At 70.3% G+C, this 25953-nt stretch carries 22 protein-coding genes and 3 pseudogenes; 13 read left to right on the top strand and 12 right to left on the bottom strand.

Features of this window, described 5'->3' with window-relative positions; translation table 11 throughout:
- Positions 1 to 408 precede the first annotated feature (408 nt).
- The 4 genes from Scani_RS39210 (at position 409) to Scani_RS39195 (ending at position 3645) form a co-directional block, all read left to right on the top strand.
- A complete protein-coding gene (locus Scani_RS39210) occupies positions 409 to 1152 on the top strand; it encodes a hypothetical protein (protein ID WP_159482794.1) in 744 nt (247 codons plus the stop codon).
- A 66-nt stretch (positions 1153 to 1218) separates the two neighbouring features.
- Entirely contained in the window at positions 1219 to 1755 is a 537-nt protein-coding gene (locus Scani_RS39205; RefSeq protein WP_159482793.1) for a GNAT family N-acetyltransferase, read from the top strand.
- Positions 1756 to 1796: 41 nt separating this feature from the next.
- Positions 1797 to 2177 carry an MmcQ/YjbR family DNA-binding protein gene (locus tag Scani_RS39200; RefSeq protein WP_159482792.1) on the top strand — a complete coding sequence of 127 codons (381 nt, stop codon included), beginning with the start codon at positions 1797 to 1799 and terminating at the stop codon, positions 2175 to 2177.
- 943 nt (positions 2178 to 3120) lie between these two features.
- Complete coding sequence (locus tag Scani_RS39195) at positions 3121 to 3645, top strand: CGNR zinc finger domain-containing protein (protein ID WP_159482791.1); 525 nt, start codon at positions 3121 to 3123, stop codon at positions 3643 to 3645.
- Between the two features lie 21 nt (positions 3646 to 3666).
- On the opposite strand, the gene Scani_RS39190 is transcribed toward Scani_RS39195, so the two are convergent.
- Together Scani_RS39190 and Scani_RS39185 are read right to left on the bottom strand one after the other, a co-directional pair.
- Positions 3667 to 4584, bottom strand: coding sequence for an AEC family transporter (locus Scani_RS39190; protein WP_159482790.1), 918 nt, complete (start codon positions 4582 to 4584; stop codon positions 3667 to 3669).
- Positions 4581 to 5735, bottom strand: coding sequence for a pyridoxal phosphate-dependent aminotransferase (locus tag Scani_RS39185; protein WP_218039251.1), 1155 nt, complete (start codon positions 5733 to 5735; stop codon positions 4581 to 4583). Before Scani_RS39185 ends, Scani_RS39190 begins: the two co-directional genes overlap by 4 nt.
- Positions 5736 to 6191: 456 nt before the next feature.
- Between Scani_RS39185 and Scani_RS39180 the strand changes: the two genes are divergently transcribed.
- The gene (locus Scani_RS39180) at positions 6192 to 6890 is read left to right on the top strand and encodes a DUF4328 domain-containing protein (RefSeq protein ID WP_159482789.1); all 699 of its coding nucleotides are present in this window, start codon (positions 6192 to 6194) and stop codon (positions 6888 to 6890) included.
- A 658-nt stretch (positions 6891 to 7548) separates the two neighbouring features.
- Here the strand turns inward: Scani_RS39180 and Scani_RS42385 are convergent.
- Positions 7549 to 7776: pseudogene (locus Scani_RS42385) on the bottom strand (response regulator transcription factor); the annotation flags it as partial.
- Between the two features lie 359 nt (positions 7777 to 8135).
- Here Scani_RS42385 and Scani_RS39170 point away from each other — a divergent pair.
- Both Scani_RS39170 and secY read left to right on the top strand, forming a co-directional pair.
- The gene (locus tag Scani_RS39170; protein WP_030088490.1) at positions 8136 to 8639 is read left to right on the top strand and encodes a SigE family RNA polymerase sigma factor; all 504 of its coding nucleotides are present in this window, start codon (positions 8136 to 8138) and stop codon (positions 8637 to 8639) included.
- A 733-nt stretch (positions 8640 to 9372) separates the two neighbouring features.
- Positions 9373 to 10680 carry a preprotein translocase subunit SecY gene (secY, locus tag Scani_RS39165; RefSeq protein WP_159482787.1) on the top strand — a complete coding sequence of 436 codons (1308 nt, stop codon included), beginning with the start codon at positions 9373 to 9375 and terminating at the stop codon, positions 10678 to 10680.
- Positions 10681 to 11527: 847 nt separating this feature from the next.
- Here secY and Scani_RS39160 read toward each other — a convergent pair.
- Positions 11528 to 11815 carry a hypothetical protein gene (locus Scani_RS39160; RefSeq protein ID WP_159482786.1) on the bottom strand — a complete coding sequence of 96 codons (288 nt, stop codon included), beginning with the start codon at positions 11813 to 11815 and terminating at the stop codon, positions 11528 to 11530.
- Positions 11816 to 12610: 795 nt separating this feature from the next.
- Between Scani_RS39160 and Scani_RS39155 the strand changes: the two genes are divergently transcribed.
- Positions 12611 to 13423: an ABC transporter ATP-binding protein gene (locus Scani_RS39155; protein ID WP_159482785.1), complete on the top strand. Its 813-nt coding sequence runs from the start codon at positions 12611 to 12613 to the stop codon at positions 13421 to 13423.
- 47 nt (positions 13424 to 13470) lie between these two features.
- Positions 13471 to 14559 (top strand): annotated as a pseudogene (locus Scani_RS39150) (ABC transporter permease); the annotation flags it as partial.
- A 240-nt stretch (positions 14560 to 14799) separates the two neighbouring features.
- Here Scani_RS39150 and Scani_RS39145 read toward each other — a convergent pair.
- Entirely contained in the window at positions 14800 to 15060 is a 261-nt protein-coding gene (locus Scani_RS39145; RefSeq protein WP_159482784.1) for a hypothetical protein, read from the bottom strand.
- Positions 15061 to 15372: 312 nt separating this feature from the next.
- On the opposite strand from Scani_RS39145, the pseudogene Scani_RS42315 reads away from it, so the two are divergent.
- Positions 15373 to 16047, top strand: a pseudogene (locus Scani_RS42315) (transposase).
- Between the two features lie 57 nt (positions 16048 to 16104).
- On the opposite strand, the gene Scani_RS39135 reads toward Scani_RS42315, so the two are convergent.
- Together Scani_RS39135 and Scani_RS39130 are read right to left on the bottom strand one after the other, a co-directional pair.
- Complete coding sequence (locus Scani_RS39135) at positions 16105 to 16515, bottom strand: RidA family protein (protein ID WP_159482891.1); 411 nt, start codon at positions 16513 to 16515, stop codon at positions 16105 to 16107.
- 327 nt (positions 16516 to 16842) lie between these two features.
- Positions 16843 to 17220, bottom strand: coding sequence for a hypothetical protein (locus Scani_RS39130; protein WP_159482783.1), 378 nt, complete (start codon positions 17218 to 17220; stop codon positions 16843 to 16845).
- 97 nt (positions 17221 to 17317) lie between these two features.
- On the opposite strand from Scani_RS39130, the gene Scani_RS39125 reads away from it, so the two are divergent.
- Positions 17318 to 17962 carry a methyltransferase family protein gene (locus Scani_RS39125; RefSeq protein WP_159482782.1) on the top strand — a complete coding sequence of 215 codons (645 nt, stop codon included), beginning with the start codon at positions 17318 to 17320 and terminating at the stop codon, positions 17960 to 17962.
- Positions 17963 to 18093: 131 nt separating this feature from the next.
- Here the strand turns inward: Scani_RS39125 and Scani_RS39120 are convergent, their stop codons facing one another.
- Positions 18094 to 19734 (bottom strand): AMP-binding protein, encoded by a 1641-nt coding sequence (locus Scani_RS39120; RefSeq protein WP_159482781.1) that lies wholly within the window; start codon positions 19732 to 19734, stop codon positions 18094 to 18096.
- Complete coding sequence (locus Scani_RS39115) at positions 19731 to 21434, bottom strand: AMP-binding protein (protein ID WP_159482780.1); 1704 nt, start codon at positions 21432 to 21434, stop codon at positions 19731 to 19733. The genes Scani_RS39120 and Scani_RS39115 overlap by 4 nt, the downstream gene beginning before the upstream one ends.
- A 69-nt stretch (positions 21435 to 21503) precedes the next feature.
- On the opposite strand from Scani_RS39115, the gene Scani_RS39110 reads away from it, so the two are divergent.
- Positions 21504 to 22433, top strand: coding sequence for a helix-turn-helix domain-containing protein (locus Scani_RS39110; protein ID WP_159482779.1), 930 nt, complete (start codon positions 21504 to 21506; stop codon positions 22431 to 22433).
- A 181-nt stretch (positions 22434 to 22614) separates the two neighbouring features.
- Here Scani_RS39110 and dmpI read toward each other — a convergent pair whose 3' ends face one another.
- Entirely contained in the window at positions 22615 to 22836 is a 222-nt protein-coding gene (dmpI, locus tag Scani_RS39105; protein ID WP_159482778.1) for a 4-oxalocrotonate tautomerase DmpI, read from the bottom strand.
- Positions 22837 to 22968: 132 nt separating this feature from the next.
- Complete coding sequence (locus Scani_RS39100; protein ID WP_159482777.1) at positions 22969 to 23898, bottom strand: LysR family transcriptional regulator; 930 nt, start codon at positions 23896 to 23898, stop codon at positions 22969 to 22971.
- Between the two features lie 114 nt (positions 23899 to 24012).
- Between Scani_RS39100 and Scani_RS39095 the strand changes: the two genes are divergently transcribed.
- Positions 24013 to 24576, top strand: coding sequence for a GNAT family N-acetyltransferase (locus tag Scani_RS39095; RefSeq protein ID WP_159482776.1), 564 nt, complete (start codon positions 24013 to 24015; stop codon positions 24574 to 24576).
- Positions 24577 to 24616: 40 nt separating this feature from the next.
- On the opposite strand, the gene Scani_RS39090 is transcribed toward Scani_RS39095, so the two are convergent.
- Positions 24617 to 25876 carry a GNAT family N-acetyltransferase gene (locus Scani_RS39090; RefSeq protein WP_246296522.1) on the bottom strand — a complete coding sequence of 420 codons (1260 nt, stop codon included), beginning with the start codon at positions 25874 to 25876 and terminating at the stop codon, positions 24617 to 24619.
- Positions 25877 to 25953 lie beyond the last annotated feature (77 nt).

Genomic DNA, 25953 nt, shown 5'->3' with positions numbered 1-25953 from the left:
GAGCTCCGCGGTACACCGGGAGAACCAGTGCGGTGGCCGTGCCCGTCCGACAGACAGGGCGGGCCTCTCCCCCACCGCGGAGCTTGCCTGCTCCCCTCGCTCCACCACCCCACAGACTCCGTCCGGCGGCGCGATGTCCTGTCGCGCCCGATTCTCGCGCTGTCGGACGGGAACCACAGCGGTCCCGGAATCCGTACGGTCACGGATTCCGGGACCGGTGCGTGCGCGGCACCTGCCCGACGGCCCCGTGCGCCGCGATGCGCTCCCCCCGTGCGCCGTGGCTCCCCCGAGGCTCTTCCTCACCTGCGGCTCTCCTCGCAAATCACCCCCCTGCGCCCGCTTTTGGAGAGACCATGGGGGCAGCGGCAGATCCGACCTGTCTGCCGCCCGATCCGCCAGGAGCCGACCATGGCCGACAGCGTGCCGGTGCGGTGCCCCACGTGCCGCCGTGAGAACGCCTTCACCCCGCCCACCTTCCCGTGCGCGTGCGGTGCCCCGCTGACCCTGCCCGTGCTGCGCGGCGGGGTGCCCGTCGAGATACACCACCGCACCTGGCAGGCGTCCTGGGTGGAGGTGCGCTGCGAGGTCTGCGGACGGCAGGACGAGTGGCCGGCCCCGGAGTCCGGCTGTGCCTGCGGCACGGTCGTACGGGTCCCCGTCGCTCCCGCGCCCACCCAACCGCCCCCGAATTTCCCCTCGTTCGGCCCAGCCGCGCCCAAACCCGCCCCGGCCCCCGCCGCCGAGACTCCGCGCGCCGTCCTGCGGCCCGCGTTCCGTCCGGTCACGATCCGTACGGCCCGCGACTGCGTCACCGCCGCCGAGCAGTACCTGAAGTGGCTGGGCTACGCCGATGTCGCCCGGACCCAGGAGCGCACCGCCTCCGGCGTGGACCTCCGCGGTACGGGCGTGGTCGCCCAGGTCGACCCGACCACCCGCGCCACCCCACTGCGCGAGATCGAATGCGTCTGGCTCAACGGCCTCAACGACTCGGCCATAGCGGTCTTCTTCTCCCTCGCCGGCTACGCCCGCGACGCCCGCTCCCGCGCCGACGAACTGCACATCCCGCTGTTCGTCATGGACCTCACGGGCACCCCCCAGCCGGTCAACGATCCGGCCGACGAACTGATCAAGTACGGGGCGGCGGGGCGGTGAGGCCGAGGGCGAGCCGTCCGTGGAAATCCGCTCGCCTCGCCCGCCCGGACCGGCGACACTGACCCCGTGCTCATCCATGCCCCCTCCCCCGCCGAGCTGCCCGCCCTGCGCAGCATCGAGCTCGCAGCCGGTACGGCATTCCGCGGGCTCGGTATGGCGACGATCGCGGACGCCGAACCCCCCTCCCTCGCGCAGCTGGCGGAGTTCCAGCGCGCGGGTCGAGCACTGGCGGCGTACGAGGAACCGTGCGGGGCGGCGGCCGCCGAAGGGACCGGAGCGCCACTCGGCTTTCTGCTCTGGGAACCGGTCGACGGCTGCACCCACATCGAGCAGGTGTCAGTCCACCCACAGCACGCCCACCGTCGTATCGGCCAAGCACTCATCGACCGGGCGGAACAGGACGGCGGCTCGGCCCCGCTCACCCTGACCACCTTCGCCGAGGTGCCGTGGAACGCGCCGTACTACACCCGCCTCGGATTCCGGACCCTCACCGATGCCGAACTCACCCCGGGCCTGCGCGAGATCCGCGCCCACGAGGCGACGCTGGGACTCGACCACTGGCCGCGCGTGTGCATGAGACGGGATCCCGGCCCCCGCACATGACACCCGGTCAGCCACCACCACCCGCCCGACATAATGACGGCATGATCGACGCGAATGCCCTTCGAGCCGTCTGCCTGGACTTCAACGGGGCCGTCGAGGAGTTCCCCTTCCCCCGGCACCCGGACGTATCGACCTTCAAGGTCGGTGGAAAGATCTTCGCCCTGACGACCCTGACGGACGCGCCGCTCACCGTGAGCCTCAAGTGCGACCCCGAACTGGCCGAGCGCCTGCGCGCGACACACCCCGAGGTGGTGCCCGGCTACCACCTCAACAAACGCCACTGGAACACCGTCACACTCACCGGCGCCCTCCCCGACCAACTCATCCTCGACATGATCGAGGACTCCTACGACCTCGTGGTCGCTTCCCTCCCCCGCGCCCAGCGCCTGCTGCTCGACTGGCCCGGGGAACAACGGCCCTGACCGCCACCGGCCGGTGCAACTCCCCAAACTCCAGGCCCTGACAGACCAGGCTGGCGTACGCGTACAGCACCCGCGTGTCCATCCCCACCTACAAGGCCTTCGCTCCGGGCACCACAAATCTGCCGAGGTCCATCAGGGCTTCCAAGCCTCATCGACGGAGAACGAGACGACTGTTCCGCCGAAGCGGCTCGGGCCGGCGCTCCACGAGTCCGCCAGCGCATCGACAAGGCACAGGCCCCGTCCGTGCGATTCGTCGGCGGCAGCCTCGCGCATTCTGGTGATCGTGTGGGCTCCGGCAGCCCAGGTGGCAAGCGCCTACGGTCTGCGGTGACCCTCGCAGGACTGTTCGGCGCCACTTGCGGTTACAGCAGTGAAGCACCGCAACCGCAAGAACCGCTAGCGTCCGCCATCCCCCTCTAGCCCCCTGCTGACCACGCCAGCAGACCTCACCGGTCGGCCCGCCTGTAGTTCGCAACGAGGGGCTGCCGTGCCCGTTGCGTGCCCGAAGGCCCCGTAAGCCACGGGGAATTCGGGTACGCGACGGGGCCACCAGACGAGCCGTTCAAAGCCCCATCGCAGCAGGTCAGAGCCCGGTTAACCGCTCGGCAAACCCGTGATTCCCAAGCTCAGAGCGCGGGCTCGATTCCCGTCACCCGCTCCATGGTTGAGGCCCCGGTCGGTGACCTGGGCCTTGTTTGTTGTATAGACCTTCCGGTGCGGGCGTGCCCTTGGCGTGTCCCAACTTCCCTCTATGGATTGCACAGAGAGGTGGCGCACGACACCTCAGCGGTCACACGGTGGACGGCGCCTCGAATCCCGAGACGGGACTCCTATGGCTTGCGCCACCAACGCGTCAAGTGGGTGGGACGGCCTCGGTCGGGCCGCCTGGTGCCCTGGGCAGCTGGACCACCGCTCCGGGCCCGACCTGTGGTGCAATGGTTGAGTGAAGTTTGAGCATGACAACATGGTCGGGGTTCGCCTTGCTGTGTCGCTGGTGAATCTTGAGTCGAGTGGTTCCTGGGGGGCTGAGGCTCTGGAACGGGCCTTGCAGGAGCATGCGATCCGGCGTTCGCGTGTCACCGGCTCGGCCGGTGAGGAGATCAGGGCGTGGTCGCGGCTTTTGCGGCCCGTTTTCGAGGCTGCCTCGCAGGGCGAACGGTGCGAGAGGATCAACGCTCTGCTCGCGGACGGCGCGGGAAGCGTGTACCTGACCACGCACGACGACTTGCGGCCGCATCTGCACTTCGCACCGGACGCCCAGGACGTCCAAAGCCGCGTGAAGGCCGTGACCGCGGGAGCTCTGGCCATCTTCACCATGGAGGCCGAGGGGGAACGGCTGGGCGTCTGCGCGCTGGACTCCTGCCGGACCGCCTTCGTCGACACCAGCCGCAACGGTCGCCGCGCCTACTGCTGCGCGCGCTGCGCCAACACCGATGCGGTCCGCCGCCACCGCATGACGCGGCGCTAGCGTTCCGCCCTGGCGCAGGTGCTATGCCGAGACCAGTGCCAGGACGAACGGGACTGCGGCGATGCCCAGAAGTGTCTGCGTCGCGGTGATGCCGGCCATCAGCGGCGCGTCGCCGCCGAGTTGTCTCGCCATGATGTACGAGGACGATGCCGTGGGCAGAGCCTGGAAGAGCACGGCGATGATCAGCGCGTGGGAGCCCAGGCCGGCCATCTGAGCCGCCAGGAAGGTCACGGCGGGCATGAGGGCGAACTTGACGGACGACGACGTGAGGATCGGTGCCGCCCACGAGCGTGCCGCACCGAAGCGCAGCGCGGCGCCGATGCACAGCAGCCCCAGCGGCATCGAGGCGGCTCCGAGTGCCTGAAGCGCCGGCTCGATGCCCGGCGGCAGGCGCAGATCGAGTGCCTGAAGGAGGATGCCTCCCACACAGGCGAGGATGAGCGGGTTGGTCACGAGCTGTTTGACGATGCCCGCTAGGCGCAGGCGTGCGCTCCCGAACCGCGCGAAGACCAGCACGCACAAGACGTTGACCGTGGGCACGATCACCGCGTTGCAGACCGCCGCGGTGGCGACGCCCTGGGTGCCGTACAGACCGGCAGCGATCGTCACGCCGATGTAATTGTTGAACCTGACGCTGCCCTGGAAGACGGAGGTGAAGCCGTCGTCTTTCAGTCGCATCATGGGCCTGAAGGCGATGACCAGCACCGCGACTGTCACCGTGGAGGCGACCAGAGTGCCTGCCAGGGCCGCTACCGGAAGATCGTCGGTGTCGGCCGTCGCCAGGCTGTGCAGGAACAGAGCCGGGAGCAGCACGTGATAGCTCAGGCGCTCGGCTTCGGACCAGAATCGCTCGGTGGTGATCATCGATCGCTTGAGGGCGTAGCCCAGCGCGATCAGCAGGACGACCGGAATCAGCGCCTTGACGGTCAGCGCGATCACGCCGGAGTCCCGTCCAGCGTGGCGACGATGATGCGGCAGCCCTCTTCCAGGGTGGCGAGGTCGGTGGCGAAGGAGAGCCGCAGGTGGCCTGGCGCGCCGAAGGCGCTGCCCGGGACGGTCGCGCATCCCGCTTCGAGGAGGGTGTCCGCTGCTGCGAGGTCGTCGCCGCTCGCAAGGCGCGGCAAGAGGTAGAACGCACCGTCTGGTTCGACCGTGTCCAGGTGCCGGCTCTGCCGCAGAATCGCCAGCGCCGCATCGCGCCGTCGACGGTATGTTCCACATCGTTCCGCCAGAATCCCCTGAGGCCCCTCCAGGGCGGCGGCCGCGGCGATCTGGCTCACGGTCGCCGTCTGCGTGCAGTTCTGTGTCTGTACGGCGGTGATACGACGGACCAGTTCGGCCGGCCCGAACCCCCAGCCGACCCGCCAGCCGGTCATCGCGTACGCCTTGGAGACGCCGTCCACGAGCAGGATCCGCTCGCGCAGGTCAGGCGCGACCTGCGCGATGCTGAAGTACTCGCCCTCGGCGTAGCCGATGTGGGCGTAGATCTCGTCCGAGAGGATCATCGCCGAGGGGTGCCGTCGCAGGACCTCGGCGAGACCGGTCAGGGTGTCATGGCTGTAGGTGGCGCCCGAGGGGTTTCCGGGAGCGTTGAGCACGACCCAGCGCGTGCGCGCGGTCAGGGCCGCTTCCAGGGCGTCGGGAGCGAGTCTGAACCCCGAGTCGGCCGAGCAGGGAACGATCACGGGCACGGCGCCGCACAGGCGCACCAGGTCCGGGTAACTTGCCCAGTAGGGCGCCGGGATGATCACCTCGTCGCCCGGGCCCAGGGTGGCGAAGAACGCGTTGAAGATGACCTGCTTGGCGCCGCATCCCACGGCCACCTCGGCATCCGAGTAACTCAGGGCGCGGTCCCGTTCCACTGCGCGCCGTGCGGCACGGCGCAGTTCCGGTATCCCGTTGGCGGGGGCGTAGCCCAACGGGCGGGCAGCGGCTTCCTGGGCGGCACGAACCGCGTGCACAGGCGGGGCGAAGTCGGGCTCGCCGAGCGTGAGGTCGATGATCCGACGGCCTTCCGCGCGATACTCGGCCGCGCGGCGGGCCATCTCCAGGATGGGTGAGCCGGAGGGAGTCACCGGGCAGCCGGTCACCGGTCAGCCCTCCCCAAGGCGAACGGAACCTCCGTGGAACCGGTGGCCGTTCTGTCTCGCTGGTGGGTGTGGGAAGAGTCAGTGCCCGGGGCACTGGGCGTCGAAGAGCGCATACCGACAGGCTGATGTAATACCTCGAGGCATGACAACCATTACAGGGATCCCGCGAGAGGACTCAGCAGGCCGGACTCCCCGACGCCACTGTGGCGGCCCGACGGCATACTGACCGCGCAGGTCACCCTGTGGCAGAAGCGGTTCGGTACCGTAGCCGGAGGGCCCGTTCGGGCCCCGGCGCGACGGTGCGCCACGGCCGAGGTCAGCTGCTCCTCAAGCCCGCAGACACCCTGGACTCCTCGCCCCTCGACGCCGAAGCCCGTCGGCGGTGAGGCGAGGTCGTCGATGCCATGTACGGCCGGCGCGACCTCCCGTAAGAGACCCGCAGTAAAGGACGATCGCGTGAACGATCACATAGCACCGCCCGCCCTGCGCCCGGTCCGGGGAGCGGCCGGCTGCGCCGTCGCCACCCTCGTCCTCGCCGGCGCGGCCTGGGCGGCCCGGGCCGTGTGGCAGATCCGGCTCACCGTGGCCGGACAGCCGCCATCCGGACCGCTGGACCAGGGCGGCGGCCGGCACCGCCCGCTGACCGCGCTGGAGAACGACTACCACCACCTCGTCATCAACCTGGGAGACGCGGCCATAGTGCTGTGCGCGGTCGCCTTCCTGCTCTGGCTTTGGCGCGTGCGGGACAACGCGGGCACACTCTCGGGACAGCGCCCGCGTTACGCCGGGCCATGGGTCTACGCCGGCTGGATCGTCCCCATCGCCAGCCTGTGGATCCCCCGCGGGATCATCGCGGACATCCACCGCGCCAGCGCGCCCGACAAGCGCTTGCCGCACGCCGTGAACTGGTGGTGGGGCCTGTGGCTGGTCGGTTTCCTGGGCGGGGCGGGCCTGTACACCGGCACCACGAACACCGTCATCGCCCGCGCCTACACGGACACGCCCCTGCTGCTGGTGACCGACGCGGCCGTCATCGGCGCGGCCGTGGCCGCCATCCTCGTCGTCCGCGCCCTCACCGCGGTACAGCAGAACCACATACACCAGCACCCGCGGCGCGGCGCCGAACCAGCAGTCCACGTGGAGCCGGGGACGTGAACGCGGTCAGCCTTCAGGGGCAGATACCTTGCGATGGCAATGCCACTTCTCCCACCTCATAGGAGACGCGTCGCCATCGCGCCCAGCCAGGCCCAAGAGCAGCGCTGAGGCTGCACTGACCAGGCTCGTGCCCCAACCGTGCCCTCCAGCACGGTCAACAACGGTCGAGAACAGTACGTCAGTGCACCACCGAACAGTCAGGTAGAGCGGCGTTTCCCCTGGTCACGGGCCGAATCGAGCTCACTGGTCCCGTTGGTTCCCAAGCTCAGAGCGCGGGTTCGATTCCCGTCACCCGCTCCACAGCGAAGGCCCTGGTCAGAGACCGGGGTCTTGTTTGTTGTCCAGACCTCTCACAGGCTCGCGCACCACTTGCGCACCACATGGCGCCAAAAACCGGGCGGTTGACGCTCAGGGCGCAGAGCAGCCAATCGCGCGTTCACCCTTCGCCGCACTTCCCGAGACGCACTCCCCACGATCCCCGCCACTCGACCGTCGCGCGCGTCGTAGCAGCCGACCGGAAAGCACGGGGCCGACGCCCCTCAACCGGCTGGGATGCCGGGAAGCCGCGGCTCGTCCACACGGCCGCCTCGGACCGGTCGGCGTGAGAGGTAGCGGGGCCCGGCAAAAGGCGAGCCACGTAGCGAGTCAAGTGCAGTGCTCAGTCCGCCAGTCCGGTGCGGTAGGCGTAGCGGACGGCCTGTGCGCGATCGCGTGCGCCGGTCTTCGCGAAGATGCGGTTGATGTGCGTCTTGACCGTGGCGCGGCCGAGATAGAGGCGTTCGCCGATCTCGGCGTTGGACAGCCCCTGCGCGATCAGTGCCAAAACCTCTACCTCACGGGCGGTCAACGGCTCCGGCAGTGGGGCGGGGACGTCCCGCCTCGGTGGAGCCTGTTGGGGAGTTGCGGTCGGGGAGGCCGACGCCTCGCGGTCCGGAACTGTCCCGGACTGTGGCAACAGGCCAGCGGGACAGTTCGGGTGCCATGCGTTCCACGCGTTGCGTACCTCGTCGGCAGTCTTCGCGTCCTGGTCGTCGGGGTGTACGGGCCCGCAGGCATGCGGACTGACTCGTCTACCGCCCGCAAGCATCCCGTCCGGCCTGCCGCCGCCGGCCCGGACACGTCGCGCCGTGGGCACGGCCCGGACGGATGCGTGAGCCATGTCACTTGTCGGGGGTGCATAGCGGGGCAGGGGCCAGTGCCTTTATTGAGGGTGTAGGGGCGTGTTGAGGTGAGGGGGTGACGCTGATGGGGCAGTTGCGGGCCGATGAGTTCGACCGGTTCGTGGCGGCTCGGTGGTCGGCGTTGCTTCACCTGGCGCGGCTGTTCACCGGTGGAGACCGACACCGGGCCGAGGATCTGCTGCAGGAAGCGCTCGTCAAACTGTGGTTCGCCTGGCCGAAGGTGGCCAAGGAGGCACCCGAGGCGTACGTGCGCAGGGTCTTGGCCCGTGCTGCGGCTCGCTCGGCACGGCGTCGCTGGTGGGGCGAGCACCCTGTGGACCAGCTGCCCGACCCGCCCGAGGTGGCGGACGAGACCGCTGCCGTGGACGAGCAGACCCGGTTGGAGGCCGTATTGGCGTTGCTGCCGGCGCGGCAGCGGGCTGCGGTGGTGCTGCGCTACTACCAGGACCTGCCCGAGCGGGATGTCGCGGAGGTACTGGGCTGTCCGGTGGGTACCGCCCGTTCGCTGACGGCACGCGGCGTTGCACGGCTGCGTCAGCTTCTGGCTGAGGCAGAGCCGGTGGAGTGAGGAGGGAGCCATGGATCACTTCGAGCAGGAGCTGGCGCGGATGATGCGCGACGGCCAGGAGGACACGCTCTATGAGGACCGGCACCGCGACCGACTGCACGCCGGCGTTCGCGCACGCCGGCGGGCTCGAGCGGCTTGGGCGGCCACCGGATCAGTGCTGACCGCTGCCGGGCTCGGAGTCGGACTGATGGTCCTGCCGAGCTCCTTCGCTCAGGACGGCCCCACGGGCCCTCAGCGCCGCCCCGGCACCCCTGCCGAGTCGGCCCCGGTGCCGTCGACTCCTCGCCCCGTGCCGAGGGGGACGAAGGCGCCGATGCCGACCTGCACGTCGACCACCCGGTCGGTTCCGATGCCGACCTGCGCCCCAACTGCCGGCCCGGTGCCGATGCCGACCCGCGCCCCGACTACCGGCCTGGTGCCGATGCCGTACCGTCCCTCACCCGCCGAGCCGGTTCCGACGCCGACACAAACCCCGACCGCCAGGTAGCGCCTTGGCCGCGGTCAAGCGGTCCCGATGGGTGTGTGCGGAAGCCCAGCGTCCGTACACCTGGGCGAGAGGGAGACGGCGACTTTTGCGCGCGCACCGCACCCTGGGCAACCAAGTCGGCCACGGGGGCCTGCCTCGGAACCCGCCCTGCGGGCGAGCTCCGCGCGGTACAGCCGCTACGTATTCATCGATCCTCAAGACCGTCGCCTCCCTGCCCCAAGAGTGGCGGGAGGCGCAGGAGGCACCGTGCTCACCGCGTTCGCCCGAGCGTTCAAGACGCCCGACCTGCGCAAGAAGCTGCTGTTCACGTTGGGCATCATCGTGCTCTACCAGGTCGGAGCGCACATCCCGGTCCCTGGAGTGAAGTACGCGAACGTCGAGTTCTGCATGGAGCGGAACCACGCCAACAGCGGGTTGTTCGGCCTGGTGAACATGTTCAGCGGTGGTGCGCTGCTGCAGGTCACGATCTTCGCGCTGGGGATCATGCCGTACATCACGGCGAGCATCATCCTCCAGCTGCTGACCGTGGTGATCCCGCGGTTGGAGGCCCTCAAGAAGGAGGGGCAGTCCGGCCAGGCGAAGATCACCCAGTACACCCGCTATCTGACCGTGGCGCTCGCCGCCCTGGAGGGCACCGCCCTGGTGACCGCCGCCCGCGCCGGTTCGCTCTTCCAGGGCTGCACGCGCCAGATCGTGCCCAACGGCTCGGTCTTCACCACCATCACGATGGTCATCACGATGACCGCCGGTGCGGCCCTGGTCATGTGGCTGGGCGAGATGGTGACCGACCGCGGTATCGGCAACGGCATGTCGATCCTGATGTTCATCTCGATCGCCGCCCGCTTCCCGGGCGCGCTGTGGCAGGTCAAGCTCACCGGCAAGCTCGCCGGCGGCTGGATCGAGTTCTTCGCGGTGATCCTGGTGGGCCTGGCAATGGTCGCCCTGGTGGTCTTCGTCGAGCAGGCCCAGCGGCGCATCCCGGTGCAGTACGCGAAGCGGATGATCGGCCGCCGGTCCTATGGCGGTACGTCCACGTACATCCCGCTCAAGGTGAATCAGGCGGGTGTGGTTCCCGTCATCTTCGCGTCATCGCTGCTCTCCATCCCGGCGCTCATCGCACAGTTCAGCGGGTCGAAGGCGGCATGGGCGACCTGGATCGCCACCACCTTCACCAAGGGAGACCACCCCGTTTACCTCGCCGCGTACGTCTTGTTGATCGTGTTCTTCGCCTTCTTCTACGTGGCCATCAGCTTCAACCCCGAAGAAGTCGCCGACAACATGAAGAAGCACGGTGGCTTCGTCCCGGGCGTCCGGGCCGGTCGCCCGACGGCCGAGTACCTCAGCTACGTGCTCAACCGGATCACGTGGCCGGGCTCGCTGTATCTGGGGCTGATCGCGCTCGTACCAACAGTGGAGTTGGTGCTGTTCCACGCGAACCAGAACTTCCCCTTCGGCGGGACAAGCATCCTCATCATCGTGAGTGTGGGCCTGGAGACCGTGAAGCAGATCGAGAGCCAGCTTCAGCAGCGCAATTACGAAGGGTTCCTCCGCTGATGCGAATCGTCCTCGTCGGACCCCCGGGGGGGCGGCAAGGGTACCCGGGCCGCGTACCTCGCCAAGAACCTCGCGCGATCCCAGAGGTTCATCCCCGCCCTGAAGAAGGTGCGCATCCGCCTGCCCGACGGCCGTCCCCACACCCGGCCCGCTGCTGTGGCCGGAGCAATCCACATCCAGCCGACAGTGGTGTGCACGGGAGGCAGACCGACTTCGGCCCGCATCAACGCAGCGCTGCTCGGGCGCCGCTGCCGGTCTCGATGCTCTGTCGCGGCTCCCGCATGAGGCAGTGACCACATCGTTCCCGGGCGACACGCGCCGCATTGCCGTGCGTCGCTCGGAGCGGGCTTTCGCGGCTGATCCCCTCCCAGACCCCTCATCTGGCTCCATCACCCATCCCCAGCCCGCCTCTCGGTGGCTCTTGTAGGGGTGATGGCTGCACCTGCCGGGCAGGTGCACCACGCCGTGGGGAGATATGAGGATCATGGCCTACCGCGACGGTGCCGTCCCAGGGCGAACTCCCCCTTCTCCTACAGCAGTTGCGTCGTTGGCAGACCTCGAAACATCCATGGCACAGATCCTTGCAGCTCCGGCAGTCAGGACAGCCGTTCTTCCCACACGCCCCCAGAAGGTGCTTCGCATGCGCACACCAGGGCATCGGCGGTCGCGCTGGTGCCGCCACAGAGAGGCAGCCACGCCGACCGAGGCCACGGATCTCGCCGCCGTCGCTCCCCGCTCCAGCGCCGTGCCCTCTGCGTGTCCTAACGGACGGTAAATCACGGTCAATACTGGTGCCCGCTTCCCCTCCCCGCTGCACCCACAGCCCGCGTTTACGCAGGTCAGCACGTCAATGGCTGTCACGAGCGCCCTTGATTCCCAAGCTCAGAGCGCGGGTTCGATTCCCGTCACCCGCTCCATAGTTGAGGCCCAGGTCGGAGACCTGGGCCTTCTTTGTTGTCCGGGCCAGTTCAGGCGTCTTGCACCAGATCCGCACCAGAAGGCTTCTGTTCATGATCGCCTTCAGCAGGCGGTAGGACTTGGCGACCGTGGTCGTGCCCGTCGCCTTCAGCCGCTCGGCCCGCCCAGCCCTGGCCTTCGCCACACTGATCTCGTTGACGTCCAGCTCGCCCGGCAAAGGCTCCAGGTGCAGGCACAGCAACCTGCGGTACAGCTCGTCCGTGGTCGCAGCCGGCCCTCGCTCGTCGATCCACTTGGTCGCGTACGCAAGGAAGTTGACCGACCCGGCGTACGGGTCGGTCCAGTCCCCAGGACGCCGCTCACACCCGGATAACGGGCCTGCCAGCGCCCGAGGTGAGCCGGCGCACGGATCCGTAGCGCCGCCGCTGCGGCCTGCGCTCGCGGGCCGTCAGGCCGCCAGCCGGAATTCGGAATTCGGAGGTCGGAGGTCGGAGGTCGGAGGTCGGAGGTCGGAGGTCGGAGGTCGGAGGTCGGAGGTCGGAGGGGGAACGGCGCACAGGCTCTACGGTGCGGGCCGCGATGTACGCGTCGCGCGCGCTCTGCGGAATGGACGTGTCGGCCAACCTTGACGTAGTGGATGCGAGGGGCACGAGTGTGCCCCCGTGCCCGATTCCCCAGCATCCCGGCCGCGCTCAGGTCGTCCTCGGCAGCGTCGCCCACGAATTCAATTGACCGAGCCCGACGCCTGATCGGCATGTCCGTCACCCCCGCTGTGCCGCCCGTCCGGCTGCCGCGGGCCGCGGCAACGGCATCGGGCTCCGGCTCCTCCGCAGGGATGACCGGAGGCGGCCACGGATACGACCCAAGGGTGGTCAAGGAATGGCAGATGGATGGACGCCTTCCCTCCGCTCTCTGGCCCACGATGGCAAGCGTCCGCCTCCCGTTCGCGGCCCGAGCCCTCGTGGCCGCGGCGGATCAGGTCCTTCCTACCTGCCGACAGGAGCCCGTTCCCGTGACCACCACCCACTCCGGCGTCGCCACCGCCACCCGCGCCACCGCGGCGGCCGCCCGTGCCACGGACCTCACCAAGGTCTACGGACAGGGCGAGACCCAGGTGGTCGCCCTGGACGCGGTCTCCGTCGACTTCCGGCAGGCCCAGTTCACCGCGATCATGGGCCCCTCCGGGTCCGGCAAGTCGACCCTGATGCACTGCATGGCAGGGCTGGACTCGATCTCCGGCGGCTCCGCCCGGATCGGCGACACCGAACTCACCGTGCTGAAGGACAAGGAACTCACCCAAATCCGGCGCGACAAGATCGGCTTCATCTTCCAGGCGTTCAACCTGCTGCCGACCCTGACCGCCCTGGAGAACATCACCCTGCCCATGGACATCGCCGGCCGTAAGCCCGACCGCGCCTGGCTGGACCGCGTCGTACAGACCGTCGGCTTGGCCGACCGCCTCAAGCACCGCCCCAGCCAGCTCTCGGGCGGCCAGCAGCAGCGCGTCGCGGTCGCCCGCGCGCTGGCCTCCCGGCCCGAGATCATCTTCGCCGACGAACCCACCGGAAACCTCGACTCGCGCTCCGGCGCCGAGGTCCTCGGCTTTCTGCACGACTCCGTGCGCGAACTGGGCCAGACCGTGGTGATGGTGACCCACGACCCGGTCGCCGCCTCCTACGCGGACCGGGTGGTCTTCCTCGCCGACGGCCGGATCGTCGACGATATGCGCGGCCCGACCGCCGACACGGTGCTGGAGCGCATGCGGCGGTTTTCCGGGAACACCCCCCAGGCCCCGGGCCACGGCCCCCAGGGCCGTACGAACTGATCAGCGGCAGCCGCCCCCGTACTCGGATCTCTCCTCCAGGACCCCTCATGTTCCGTACCGCCTTGCGCAATGTGCTTGCGCACAAGGCCCGGCTGCTGATGACCGTCCTCGCCGTGATGCTCGGCGTGGCCTTCGTCTCCGGCACCCTGGTCTTCACCTCGACCCTCTCCGACGCCTACCGGGCCAGCTCCCAAAAGGGCTACGACAACGTCGACGTCGCCATCCTGCCGAAGTCCTCGGACAGCGGCAGCGGCGCGCCCGGCGCGGTCCCCCGGCTTGACCGCAAGCTGCTCGACCGGGCCGCCCAGGTGCCCGGCGCCGCCTCCGTCACCGGCACCGTCTCCGGCTTCACCGCCATCGCCGACAAGAAGGGCCAGCCGGTCGGCGACGGATTCTCCACCCTCGGCGGCAACTATTTCCCCGGCAAGGACGGCAGGGACGCCCGCTACCCGCTGCGCGATGGCACGGCCCCCCACGGCGCGCACGAGGTCGCGCTGGACGCCCGCACCGCGGACCAGGCCGGCTACAAGGTCGGCGACACCGTCCGGATCTCCGTCGACGGACCGGTCCGTGAGCAGAAGCTGACCGGCGTCTTCACCACCGACGACGGCGCGGTCGCGGCCGGCGGCAGCCTCGCGCTGTTCGACACCCCGACCGCACAGAAGCTGTTCGCCGCACCCGGCACGTTCAGCGAGATCGACGTCAAGGCCGCCCCCGGCACCTCACCGACGGCCCTGAAGGCCGCGATCGAAGGGATTCTGCCCGCGGACAGCGCCGAGGCGCACACCGGCAAGCAACTCGCCGACACCCAGGCCGAGCTGACCGCCAAGAAGATGGAGGTCGTGAAGACCGGCCTGCTCGCCTTCGCCGGTATCGCCCTGTTCGTCGGTGTCTTCATCATCGCCAACACCTTCACCATGCTGGTCGCCCAGCGCACCAAGGAGCTGGCGCTGCTGCGCGCGGTCGGCGCCAGCCGCTGTCAGGTCACCCGCTCGGTGCTGATCGAGGCGTTCGTGGTCGGCGCGGTCGCCGCGGTCACCGGCCTGGCCGCCGGGATCGGCATCGGCGCCGGACTGCGCGCCCTGATGAGCACCACCGGCGCGACCGTCCCCGACGGGCCGCTGGTGATCTCGCCGTGCGGCTGACCGACGGAGTCTGGCAGGCCTTGCCAGAACAAGACGCTGAAAGGCACCTCACGTTCCTACCTACACCAAGGTGACTGGACGAAGCGCGTGTCGAATTGCGTGACATTGCCGACGCACAACGCTGAACGAGCGCGGAAGCGTACGAACCATCGACGCAGGTGAGGAGCACACCAATCCCAGGCACCTCCCCCACCCAAGTGCTTCGGAACGTAGAGGGCGTGGGTTCACGTGTCAGCGCAGAGGCTTCCTGCGCAGCTTGGGGAGGGGCTTGGCGGGACCGAACTGCCAGTCGAGACGGCTGCCAGGATTCTTCTCGATCTTCAGCATGACCGACTGGGAAGCGGAGAACTTGAGGACGAGTCCAGCGCGGAACCTTCCATCTGCTTGCCTGTCCCAGACAAGATCACTGTTTGTCCTGGCCCACACCGCCACGTCCACGAGCCGGGAGAGCAAGGGTGGTAGCTCGGCGCCCTTCCTCTTGTCCTCATCCATCAGCTCTTCCCCCACGCTTCTGAAGATCGGAACCTTGACGATCTCAACGTTCGTACGTCTCTCGGCCTCCAGCTCACGCTTCCTGGTCTCGGCCGCGCTCGCACTCTAGGACACGACGGACCGGACCCGCTGACGATTCGGGCAGTTCCGCTCCAACGTGAACTTGTCCACGGTGCCGACGAGTTGGCTGCCCTCCTGGTCGGCGAGCAGGAGCCTGATAGCGAGCCTCGCCGGGCCGTGACGACGGACAGCCCGATCGCGGTGTGTCGCCCCACAGCCCCCGCCACATTCCGCTCGCCCTCGGTATCAAACCTGGAGCCGCTGCTGCCGGTGAGCAACAATCGGTGCGGCCGGTGGCGGGACCACCGGCAGGTGATCAACGGAATCGTTCACCGACTCAGCACCGGGTGCAGTGGCGTGAACTTCTCCAACGCTTCGGCCCGTGGAAGACGGTCCACAAGCGGCATTTGCTGTGGTGGGCCGACGGCACCTGGGAGAGATGCCTCCAGCACGTCCAGGCCGCTGCCGACGCCGAGGGCGACCTCGACTGGAACGTCAACGTCGACTCCACCTCTGTGCGGGCCCACCAGCACGCCGCCGGTGCACCTGCGAACCCGCCTCCCGCCGCACCTGGCTTTCAAAGGGGGTGCCACAAAGATGAGTTCACCTGCACGCGCACATGATCCTGCGGCTCCTGCTGGCGGAGGCGGTGCACCAACCGCAAGATCCGCGCCTACCTCCGCCAGCGCGGCATCCGGCACGTGATCCCGGAGAAGAAGGCCACAAGGCCGCTCGCCTGCGCCGGGGGCGCACGGCGGACGGCACCCGGCCTTCGACAAGAGCCGGTACAAAGATCGCAACACGGTGGAGCGGGCTATCGGAAAGCTCAAGCAGTTCAGGGCCGTCGCCACCCACTACGACAAGCGCGGGTACCACTATCTCGGCACCGTCACAGCTGCCGCCCTCCTCATTTGGCTCCGGTCGTGATCGGGTCCAGAACGCGGGCGAGGCGGTTGTTCGTCCTTGCAGGGAGGGTCCGTCGGCTCAGGAATCGAGCACAGCGGCGATGGCCTCGATCTCTACGAGCTGGCCGTCGTAGCCGAGCACGGTGACACCCATCAACGTGCTGGGCACGTCGTGGTCGCCGAACGCAGTCCGGACAACCCCCCACGCCGTCACCAGGTCCTCCCGCCGGTGGGAGGCAACGAGAACGCGGGTGCTGATGACATCGTGGAGTGACGCGCCGGAGTCTGCCAGAGCGGTCCGCATGTTCTCCACGGCCTTGGCCGCCTGCCCCGCGACGTCTCCGATTGCCGCGGTGGAACCGTCCTCATTCAGCGGACATGCTCCGGCCAGGAAGATCAGCCGCGACTCGGCCGGGGCCGTGGCAGCGTAGGAGTACTCGGCGACATCGGACAGGGATGCAGAACGAATCAACGTGACAGCACGCGGCACGGGCTTCCTTTCGCTGTAGACCCGGGACACTCACGACCTTCTCAAAGATCGACTCCGCGTTCGACGCAATTTCCTGTCCGCCAGCTCCCGCGATGGGCCACTGCCGTCAGCCTCCGAATCGCTCTGCCATGGTCAGCCCGTCAGCACCCATCGCATACTGATCCCCGTACCCAAACTCGACGAATCGCATGATCGAAGAGACACGGTCTAGTTGGCATGTGTCACCTTCACCGGTGCATTCGGGTCCTTCACGATCTCTGACGTGTTGTCCGCCGTCGCTGATGAATGCTCGTGGCTGCGTTCGATCCCGGCTTCAACGGAAAGCCGTCAGCGCACCCTGACCCGCACTCGATCGACAGGCGGCAGGCGGGCAGGCATCTCGTTCGTGGTCCAGGCGTATTCCAGGGCCGACAGGGTGGTGCCGGCGTCGAGCCAGACCAGCAGTTCGCCGGTGTGTGCGCCGGATCGGTCGTGTACGTGTGCGTCGACGGGTACGAGTCGGGAGGGCAGGGCCGCGGGCCGTGCTGGTTCGCGTACCCGGAGGTCGACGCTCACGGAACCGGGGGCCCAGACGGCTACGACCTCCGTCCGGTCCAGTTGGCTTCGGAGTGCGGACGCGCCGGGGAAGTCGGCCGTGAGGAGGTGTTCCAGTACGGCTCGCTCGGAGTGGTTCAGGGGGCGGGGTGCGACGGGCAGAGAGGGCATGCCTGCATCATCCCCGGGGCTCCACCTGTGGGTGGAGTCTTGCGGTTCCACCCGTGGGTGGTGGTGAACCGCTCAGCATGCGGCGCAGTCTCGTCGTATGGGCTTTCTCCATGCGGCAGTTGTCGCTGTCATCGACGTCTGTGTCCTGATCTTCCTCGTGGCCCGGATCGTGGGGGCGGTCTACTTCGGTGTGAAGAGCCGGAACGGGCTGGGCGGCTGGGTGCGGGGGCTGCCGCGCACCGCGTCCGCACGGATTCCGCTGGTCCTGGGAGCCGGTGTGTTCGCTGTGCTCGTCGGGCACTCTCCGCCGTCGTTCTGGCGCCACCTCCAGTACTGGCAGCCCGGGCTGGCGCTCCTGGGTGCCCTGCTCGCCCTCGCCTCCACGGCTTTGCTGTTGTGGGCCCGCTGGACGCTGGGCACGATGTGGGCCGGCGTCCCGCTGGTGCAGGAGCACCACGAGCTGCGTACCGACGGGCCCTACCGGCTGGTCCGGCACCCCATCTACACCGGTCTCCTCGGCCTGATCGTCGGCGGCATGCCGGCCTCCGGCTTCGGGATCCGGGTGGTCTACCTGGTGGTGGCCGTCCCCTGGTTGCTGCGCCGGGTGCGGGTCGAGGATTGCCTGATGGCCAGTCAGTTCGGCGTCGCCTACGACGCCTATCGTGCGCGCGTCCCCGCCCTGATTCCGTGGACGCGCCCCGCCCGGGTCGGGCCCCGCCGCGCCGGCAGCGGGCGGCAGTAGCCCGGGGGGCTGCCCGCCCTCGGCTCGTGAGGCGGGCATCCGTGGGAGGCCCGGTCCCTCATCGGCATGCGGCGAGCGGAGGGGACCCTCCGCTCGCCGCGCGTCGCCGCCCCCGGTCGCCGGGCGCGGATTCATCGCGGTACGTGCCCCAGCTCCTCCGCCAGCCGCTCTCGCAGCTCGATCTTGCGGACCTTGCCGCTGACGGTCATCGGGAAGGCGTCGAGGAGGCGGAGGTAGCGCGGCACCTTGAAGTGGGCGAGGCGGGAGCGGCAGTAGTCGGTCAACTCGTCGTGGGTGAGCGGGTCTTCGGGGTCGCGGAGGATGACGCAGGCGGCGATCTCCTCGCCGTACTTCTCGTCGGGGACGCCGACGACCTGGACGTCGGCGATCTTGGGGTGGGAGTAGAGGAACTCCTCGATCTCGCGCGGGTAGACGTTCTCGCCGCCTCTGATGATCATGTCCTTGATGCGGCCGACGATCCGGACGTAGCCGTCGTCGTTCATCACCGCGAGGTCGCCGGTGTGCATCCACCGGGCGGCGTCGATGACCTCGTCGGTGTGCGCGGTGTCCTCCCAGTAGCCGAGCATCACGCTGTAGCCGCGGGTGCACAGCTCGCCGGGGGTGCCGCGGGGCACGGTCACCCCGCTCGCCGGGTCGACGACCTTGACCTCGATGTGCGGCAGCACCCGGCCGACGGTCGCGGTGCGGTGGGCGAGGTCGTCCTCGCGCCGGGTCTGGGTGGAGACCGGGGAGGTCTCGGTCATGCCGTAGCAGATGGAGACCTCGGTCATGTGCATCTCGGCGACCACCCGCTTCATCACCTCCTCCGGGCAGGGCGAGCCCGCCATGATGCCGGTGCGCAGGGAGGAGAGGTCGAAGGTGGCGAAGTCGGGGTGGTCGAGCTCGGCGATGAACATGGTGGGGACGCCGTAGAGGGAGGTGCACCGCTCGTCCTGGACGGCCCGCAGGGTGGTGGCGGCGTCGAAGGCGGGGCCCGGGATGACGATGCAGGCGCCGTGCGAGGTGCTCGCGAGGTTGCCCATGACCATGCCGAAGCAGTGGTAGAAGGGCACCGGCAGACACACCCGGTCCTGCTCGGTGTAGGCGACGGTCTCGCCGACCCAGTAGCCGTTGTTGAGGATGTTGTGGTGCGAGAGGGTGGCGCCCTTGGGGAAGCCCGTGGTGCCCGAGGTGTACTGGATGTTGATCGGGTCGTCGGCGGTCAGGGCCGTGTCGTACTCGGCGAGGCGGGTTGCCGGGACGGTCGCGCCGGCCGCCAGCAGCCCGCCCCAGGTCGGGTCGTCGATGTAGACCACCTCGCGCAGCGCCGGGCTCTCGGCGCGCACCTGCTCGACCATCCCGCGGTAGTCGCTGGTCCTGTGGTGGGTCGCGGAGACCAGGAGGCTGATCCCGGCCTGTTGCAGGACGTACGCCAACTCGTGGACACGGTAGGCGGGGTTGACGTTGACGAGGACCGCGCCGATCCGCGCGGTGGCGTACTGGACGAGGACCCATTCGGCGCAGTTGGGCGCCCAGATGCCGACCCGGTCGCCCGTGCGGACGCCCTTGGCGAGCAGGCCGAGCGCCACCTCGTCGACCGCGCGGCCCAGTTCGGTGTACGTCCAGCGGCGGCCGCTCGCCACCTCGACCAGGGCCTCGCGGTCGCCGAACCGCGCGATGGTGCGGGCCAGGTCGGTGCCGATGGTGTGCCCGAGCAGCGGCTGGTCGGCGGCTCCGCTGGTGTACGACAGTTCCTGCTGCGGCCGGCTCATCGGTGGTTCTCCTCGCGGTACTCGGCGCTGCCGTCGCCCTGCGCGGTGCGCTCCCGCAGTTCGATACGGCGGATCTTGCCGGAGACGGTCTTCGGCAGTTCGGCGAACTCCAGCCGCCGGATGCGCTTGTAGGGGGCCAGGACCTCGCGGGAGTGCGCGAAGATCAGCTTCGCGGTCTCCGGGCCGGGCGCCCACCCGGCCGCCAGCACGACGTACGCCTTGGGCACGGACAGCCGAAGCGGGTCGGGGGCCGGCACCACGGCGGCCTCGGCGACCGCCTCGTGCTCCAGCAGGGCGCTCTCCAGCTCGAAGGGCGAGATCTTGTAGTCGGAGGCCTTGAAGACGTCGTCGGCGCGGCCGATGTAGGTGAGCCGGCCCTCGCTGTCGCGGAAGCCGATGTCGCCGGTGCGGTAGTAGCCGCCGGCCATCGCCTCCGCGGTGCGTTCGGGGTCGCCCTGATAGCCGGTCATCAGGCCGACCGGACGGGTGGAGAGGTCGAGGGCGATCTCCCCCTCGTCGGCCGGTGCGCCGCTGACCGGGTCGAGCAGGACGACGTCGAAGCCGGGGGTGGGCCGGCCCATGGAGCCCGGTGTGACGCTCTGGCCGGGGGTGTTCGCCACCTGGACGGCGGTCTCGGTCTGGCCGAAGCCGTCCCGGATCGTCACGCCCCAGGACTGCCGCACCTGCTCGATGATCTCCGGGTTGAGCGGTTCACCGGCGGCGACGATCTCGCGCGGCGGGCGGCGCAGCGCCGACAGATCGGCCTGGATGAGCATCCGCCAGACGGTGGGCGGGGCGCAGAAGCTGGTGACCTGGGCACGGTCCATCTCGGCCATCAACCGGGCCGCGTCGAAGCGGGTGTAGTTGTGGATGAAGACGGTGGCCTCGGCGTTCCAGGGCGCGAAGAGATTGGACCAGGCGTGCTTGGCCCATCCGGGCGAGGAGATGTTCAGATGCACATCGCCGGGCCGCAGGCCGATCCAGTACATCGTGGCGAGGTGGCCGATGGGGTAGGACGCGTGGGTGTGCTCGACGAGCTTGGGGAGGGCGGTGGTGCCGGAGGTGAAGTAGAGCATCAGCGGATCGTCGGCCCGGGTGGGACCGTCCGGCTCATAGCGCTCGGGGCTCCCGTAGGCCTCTTCGTACGCCAGCCAGCCGTCCGCCGCGCCGCCGACCGCGATGCGGGTGTAGTCGCCCGGCACGGCGTCGAACTTGTCGGTGTCCGCGGCCCGCACCAGGACATGGCGGGCCCGGCCGCGGTCGATCCGGTCGGCGAGATCGGCGGCGCCCAGCAGGGGTGTCGCGGGGATGACGACCGCGCGCAGCTTCATCGCGGCCAGCGCGGTCTCCCACAGTTCCGCCTGGTTGCCGAGCATCATGACGATGCGGTCGCCGGGCCGTACCCCTTGGGCGGACAGCCAGTTGGCGGCCTGGTCGGAGCGGCGGCGCAGCTCCTCGAAGCTCAGCCGGGTCCCGGTGCCGTCCTCCTCGACGATGTGCAGCGCGGTGCGGTCGTTGTCGCGGGCGATGGCGTCGAACCAGTCCAGTGCCCAGTTGAAGTGGGTGGGGCGGGGCCAGCGGAACTCCGCGCGGGCCGCGTCATAGTCCTCCCGGTGGCGCAGCAGGAGATCCCGCGCCGCCCGGAACGCCTCGGTGGCGGCCGGTGCCCGGCCCGTCCCGCCGTTTTCCGTATCCGTCATGTGTCCTCCTCATTGCCGCACCGCTCCCTGCCATCGTGTAATCAGTGGCGCAGGTCTCACCACCCCCGAATGGGGGGAAGCGGAGGTATCGGCGTGCGGATCGAGGCGGCGGCGCACGAGTCGGCGGACGTACGGACGGCGCTGTCGCGGCTGCGGCGGGCGACCGGTCTGCCGGTGGCGTTCGGCGGTCTGCTGGCCGGCACGGGGCGCTACCGCATCAATGACGTGGCCGGTACGGAGACCACCGTGCTGCACGGCCTGGACATCCTGCAGGGCAACGGGCTGGGCGGGAAGGCCGTGGCGCTGTCCCGGCCGTTCGCGGTGACCGACTACGGCGCCTCGTCGGTGATCAGCCACGAATACGACGCGGCGGTGGCCGCGGAGGGGCTGCGGTCGGTGCTCGCGGTGCCGGTGATCGTCCGGCGCCGGGTGCGCGGGGTGCTGTACGGGGCGCTGCGCCGGCCGGTGCGGCTCGGCGACCGGCCGCTGGCGGCGGCCATGGAGGCGGCGCGGGAGCTGGAGCAGGCGCTCGTGCTGCAGGACGAGGCGGCGCGGCTGCTGTCGGACGTCCTCCCTGCCGCCTCGGGGGCGCGGGAGGCGTCCCCCGCGCCGGCTGCCGGGGATCCGGCGAGGTGGGAGGAGGTACGGGAGGCGCACAGTGAGCTGCGCGCGCTGGCGCAGCGGGTCGGCGACCCGCTGCTGCGGCAGGAGATGCTGGCGGCGTGCGGCCGGCTCGCGGCGGCCTCGTCGAGGCGGCGGGACACCGGCGGCACGGACGGGACAGCCGGCACGGACGGCGCGGGCCCGGTGCTGTCGCCGCGCGAGGTGGACGTCCTGGCCTGTGTGGCGTCGGGTGCGACGAATGCGGTGGTGGCGGAGCGGCTGGGGCTGCGTCCGGAGACGGTGAAGAGCTATCTCCGGTCCGGTATGCGCAAGTTGGGGGCGCACACCCGGCTGCAGGCGGTGGTCGCGGCGCGGCGGGCCGGGGTGCTCCCGTAGGGGACGTGGGGCGGGTGCGGCGCTCCCGTAGGGGACGTGAGGCGGGGGCCCTCCCGTAGAAAACCCTCCCTTAGCGACGTGACCCGGGGGTGCTGCCTTGGGACCGGCCCTCCCCCCCCGTGCAATCCGGCCCTCCCCCGCGCGGGCCGGCCCTCCCCCGTGAAGGCCGGCCCGCCCGTGGCTACTTGTCCGCGGTCAGCGTGCCCGCCGCGCCCCAGCTGTCGGTGGGGACCTCCTGGATCCACACCTGCACGGTCTCGGCGGGAATGCGGTACGCGTCCACGAACGCGTCGGTGATCTGCCGGACCAGCTCCCGCTTCAGCTCGACGCTGCGCGGGCCCTGCTGGACGGTGACGATCGGCATGACGTAACTCCCTTGTCGGTTGCGGCCGTAGGGGAACATCTGCGGGTTCTCCCCCGTGTTCCCCGGCCTGGAGCACCCGGGTTCTCCCCGGGTTTCCGGTGGTTGACCGGCGTGCCCTCAGTCCATCGCGAACGGCCCGTGCGACCAAGAAGCGGAATGCGCACACAGCGATCACCGATCGAGATCGGGCACCGCGCTCCGGTCCGTCGCCGCACAGGCCCGCAGCAGCGGATCCAGCCCGGCGGGCGGGTCCGTGCGGCGCACCACGAGCGAGGTGGTCAGCTCCATGCCCGGGTGGCGAAACGGCAGGAAGGCGACCCTGGGGGTGCTCAGCCGGGCGGCGTGCGAGGCGTAGACGACGGTCCACAGGCCGTCCGTCGCACCGGCGGCGCCGATCGCCGTCAGGGTGTCGTCCAGCGAGCCGTACGCGGGCCCCGGGGCGGGGGTGAAACCGGCGTCGTGGCAGGCGCCCACGACCAGATCGACCAGGGCGGGGTTGTTGCGCCGCGCGGTCAGCACCAGCGGGACGGCGGCGAGTTCGGCGAGCGCGAGGGGGCCGGGCGAGGCGGCCAGCGGGTGCCGGGCGGGGAGGACCGCCACCAGCGGGTCCTGCCACAGCGGCACCGCGCGCAGGCCGTCCGGTCCGCGGTCGTCCGGCTCACCGCGGAGGAAGGCGGCGTCCAGCCCGCCGGACGCCACCAGGTCGAGCCGCTCCCCGGCCCGCGCCGCCACCAGCTCCACCCGGACCTCCGGGGCGATACCGGCCAGCGCGTCCAGCACCCGGTCCAGATGGGCACCCAGGCCCGTACTCGTCCCCAGGCGCAGGGTGGCGGCGCGACCGGCGGTCACCTCGGCGACGACGGCGCGGGCGCGCTGCTCGGCGGCGAGCAGCGCGCGTGCCTCCGGAAGGAACCGCTCGCCCACGGCCGTCAGCCGCACCTGGCGTGCCGACCGGTCGAACAGCTCGGTCTGCAACTCCCGCTCCAGCCGCCTGATCTGCTGGCTCACGGCCGACTGCACGATGTGCAGCTTCTCCGCGGCCCGCCCGAAGTGCAGCTCCTGCGCGACCATGACGAAGTACCGCACCTGCCGCAGCTCCACGCCTTCCCCTTTCCGGCCCGCTCCCCCTGAGCCCGGCCGCGCCCGCCCGGTCCGGCACTCCCCCGGCCCGTCAATTCCGTTGCCGTCCGTCCGCGGTCCGGACATCATCCCCCCATGATCGACGCCACCGCACTCTCCGAGAAACCGGTGCTCACGGGCGACCGGATACGTCTCACCCCGCTGTCTGCGCGGCATGCGGCCGCCTTCCACGCCTCCGCCGTGGACCCCGAGAACCGCCGGCTGACCGGCACCCACCATGACTTCACGCTGGAGGAGCTGCAGGCGTGGTGCGCCGGCAGCCTCGACCGCGCGGACCGGCTGGACCTCGCCGTCGAGGACCGGGAATCCGGCGAGTTCCTGGGCGAACTCGCGCTGAGCGGCATCGATGCGCCGAACGCCCAGGGCAGCTTCCGGATCGCCCTCGTCCCGGACGCGACCGGCCGCGGCATCGGCAGCGAGGCGACCCGGCTGCTGCTCGACTACGCCTTCGACCGGGTGGGCCTGCACCGCGTCCAGCTGGAGGTCTACGACTACAACCCGCGCGCCCGGCGGGCGTACGAGAAGTGCGGCTTCGAGGTGGAGGGCCGGATGCGGGAGGCGCTGTTCTGGGACGGCGCGTGGCACGACGTGTTCGTGATGGCCGCGCGGCGGCCGCGGCGGACCGGGGGCGCGGGCTGAGACCGGGGCGCGGGCCGACGGCCGGGCCCGCGCCCGGCCCTCAGTAGTTCTCCCCGGTGAACGGCAGCAGCTCGGTCTGCAGGGCGGCGTCCAGACGGCGCACCGCACCCGGGGTGTGCTCGGTGACCAGACCGGCGTGCGCGAGGTGGCGCAGCGGGGTGCCGCCGAGATAGCAGGAGGACAGCTCCCGCACGTCCAGGGAGAGGTCGGGCGCTTCGTCGGCGGGCTCCCACGTGGCACCGCCGGGGCCTGCGGTCAGCCGGAAGCGGCCCGCGTTGGCGGGCAGCGCGGTGTCGCGCAGGTCGAGGACGAGGTCGACGGGGGCCGCCCAGGAGCGGGCGGTGAGCGCGGTGCGGACGTCCACCAGCCGGAGCCAGAGGTTGGGTTCCTGGCCCGTGACGCGCACCTGGTCACGGTCGGCGGCGAGGTGCAGGAGCGGGTCGTCGGCGGGGCGGCCCTGGACCCGTACGGTCGAGGTGAGGTCGATCGAGGCGAGGTAGGACCACAGGGCGGCGGCGGCCGGTGCGGACTCCGCTTCCAGTTCGCCGACGGAGACCACGCCGGGGCGGTCGTCGCCCGCGCCGCGGGTGCGGTAGACCGCGTAGCCGCCGGGCGCATGGCCCGGGGCGCCGAGCACCACGACGCGCACCGCCCCGAACCCGTTGGCCGGAAGGTCCATCTGGGCGCCGTCGAGGTCCAGCGCCCCGCAGCGCCACCAGCTCTCGTCGCGGGTGAAGCGGCCGGCCCGCAGCGCCAGGGTCGCGTCGTAGCGCGGGGCGAGCGCCGCGGGCGCCTCGGCCGGGTCGATCAGCCGCAGCGGGCGGCTGTCGGGGGCGAGACGGAGCGCGAGCGGGCGGGAGGCGTCGATCTCGATGTGGCACAGCTCGGTGGCGGCGCCGAAGCCGTAGCGGCCGTAGATGGCGGGCTCGGACGCCCACAGGCAGGCCAGTGGCCGCCCGTCGGCCGCGCAGCGGCGCCAGAGCTCCTCCATCATCGAACCGAGGATGCCCCGGCGCCGGTGCGTGGGCAGCACGGAGACGAAGTCCACTGCGGCGCACGGGAGTTGACCGCCGGGCACCGAGAGGGTGCGGCGGTGCGCCCCGGCCATGCCCGCCAGTTGTCCGCCGTCGTAGGCACCGATCCGGAGCGCGGCCCGCAGCAGCTCCTCGTGGTGGCGCCGGGTCCGGTCGCCGGGCGCCAGGTGGAAGACGGAGTAGCACAGATCCAGGGCACGGTCGCAGTCGGCCTCCGGGATGTCGCGGAGGTCCGTGGCGGTGCGGGCGGCGTCGTCGGTGGTCACCCGGGGGACGCTAGCCCGGTGCGCCGGGACCTTCATCCCGTTTTCCGGCTTCCCCCGCGCGTCCGCCGGCCGTCGCG

This window comes from Streptomyces caniferus, assembly GCF_009811555.1.
GTDB classification, from domain to species: domain Bacteria; phylum Actinomycetota; class Actinomycetes; order Streptomycetales; family Streptomycetaceae; genus Streptomyces; species Streptomyces caniferus.
Note: the sequence above shows the minus strand (reverse complement) of the source record. Positions and strands in the feature narration are given on the sequence as shown.

What these genes read in the sequence shown, in the direction of transcription:
- Scani_RS39200 (WP_159482792.1), top strand. Translation starts at nt 1,797, where the DNA reads ATGATCGACGCGAATGCCCTTCGAGCCGTCTGCCTGGACTTCAACGGG.
- dmpI (WP_159482778.1), bottom strand. Translation starts at nt 22,836, where the DNA reads ATGTTCCCCTACGGCCGCAACCGACAAGGGAGTTACGTCATGCCGATC.
- Scani_RS39125 (WP_159482782.1), top strand. Translation starts at nt 17,318, where the DNA reads ATGGGCTTTCTCCATGCGGCAGTTGTCGCTGTCATCGACGTCTGTGTC.
- Scani_RS39115 (WP_159482780.1), bottom strand. Translation starts at nt 21,434, where the DNA reads ATGACGGATACGGAAAACGGCGGGACGGGCCGGGCACCGGCCGCCACC.
- Scani_RS39110 (WP_159482779.1), top strand. Translation starts at nt 21,504, where the DNA reads ATGGGGGGAAGCGGAGGTATCGGCGTGCGGATCGAGGCGGCGGCGCAC.
- Scani_RS39210 (WP_159482794.1), top strand. Translation starts at nt 409, where the DNA reads ATGGCCGACAGCGTGCCGGTGCGGTGCCCCACGTGCCGCCGTGAGAAC.
- Scani_RS39095 (WP_159482776.1), top strand. Translation starts at nt 24,013, where the DNA reads ATGATCGACGCCACCGCACTCTCCGAGAAACCGGTGCTCACGGGCGAC.
- Scani_RS39145 (WP_159482784.1), bottom strand. Translation starts at nt 15,060, where the DNA reads ATGGATGAGGACAAGAGGAAGGGCGCCGAGCTACCACCCTTGCTCTCC.
- Scani_RS39130 (WP_159482783.1), bottom strand. Translation starts at nt 17,220, where the DNA reads ATGCCCTCTCTGCCCGTCGCACCCCGCCCCCTGAACCACTCCGAGCGA.
- Scani_RS39120 (WP_159482781.1), bottom strand. Translation starts at nt 19,734, where the DNA reads ATGAGCCGGCCGCAGCAGGAACTGTCGTACACCAGCGGAGCCGCCGAC.
- Scani_RS39170 (WP_030088490.1), top strand. Translation starts at nt 8,136, where the DNA reads ATGGGGCAGTTGCGGGCCGATGAGTTCGACCGGTTCGTGGCGGCTCGG.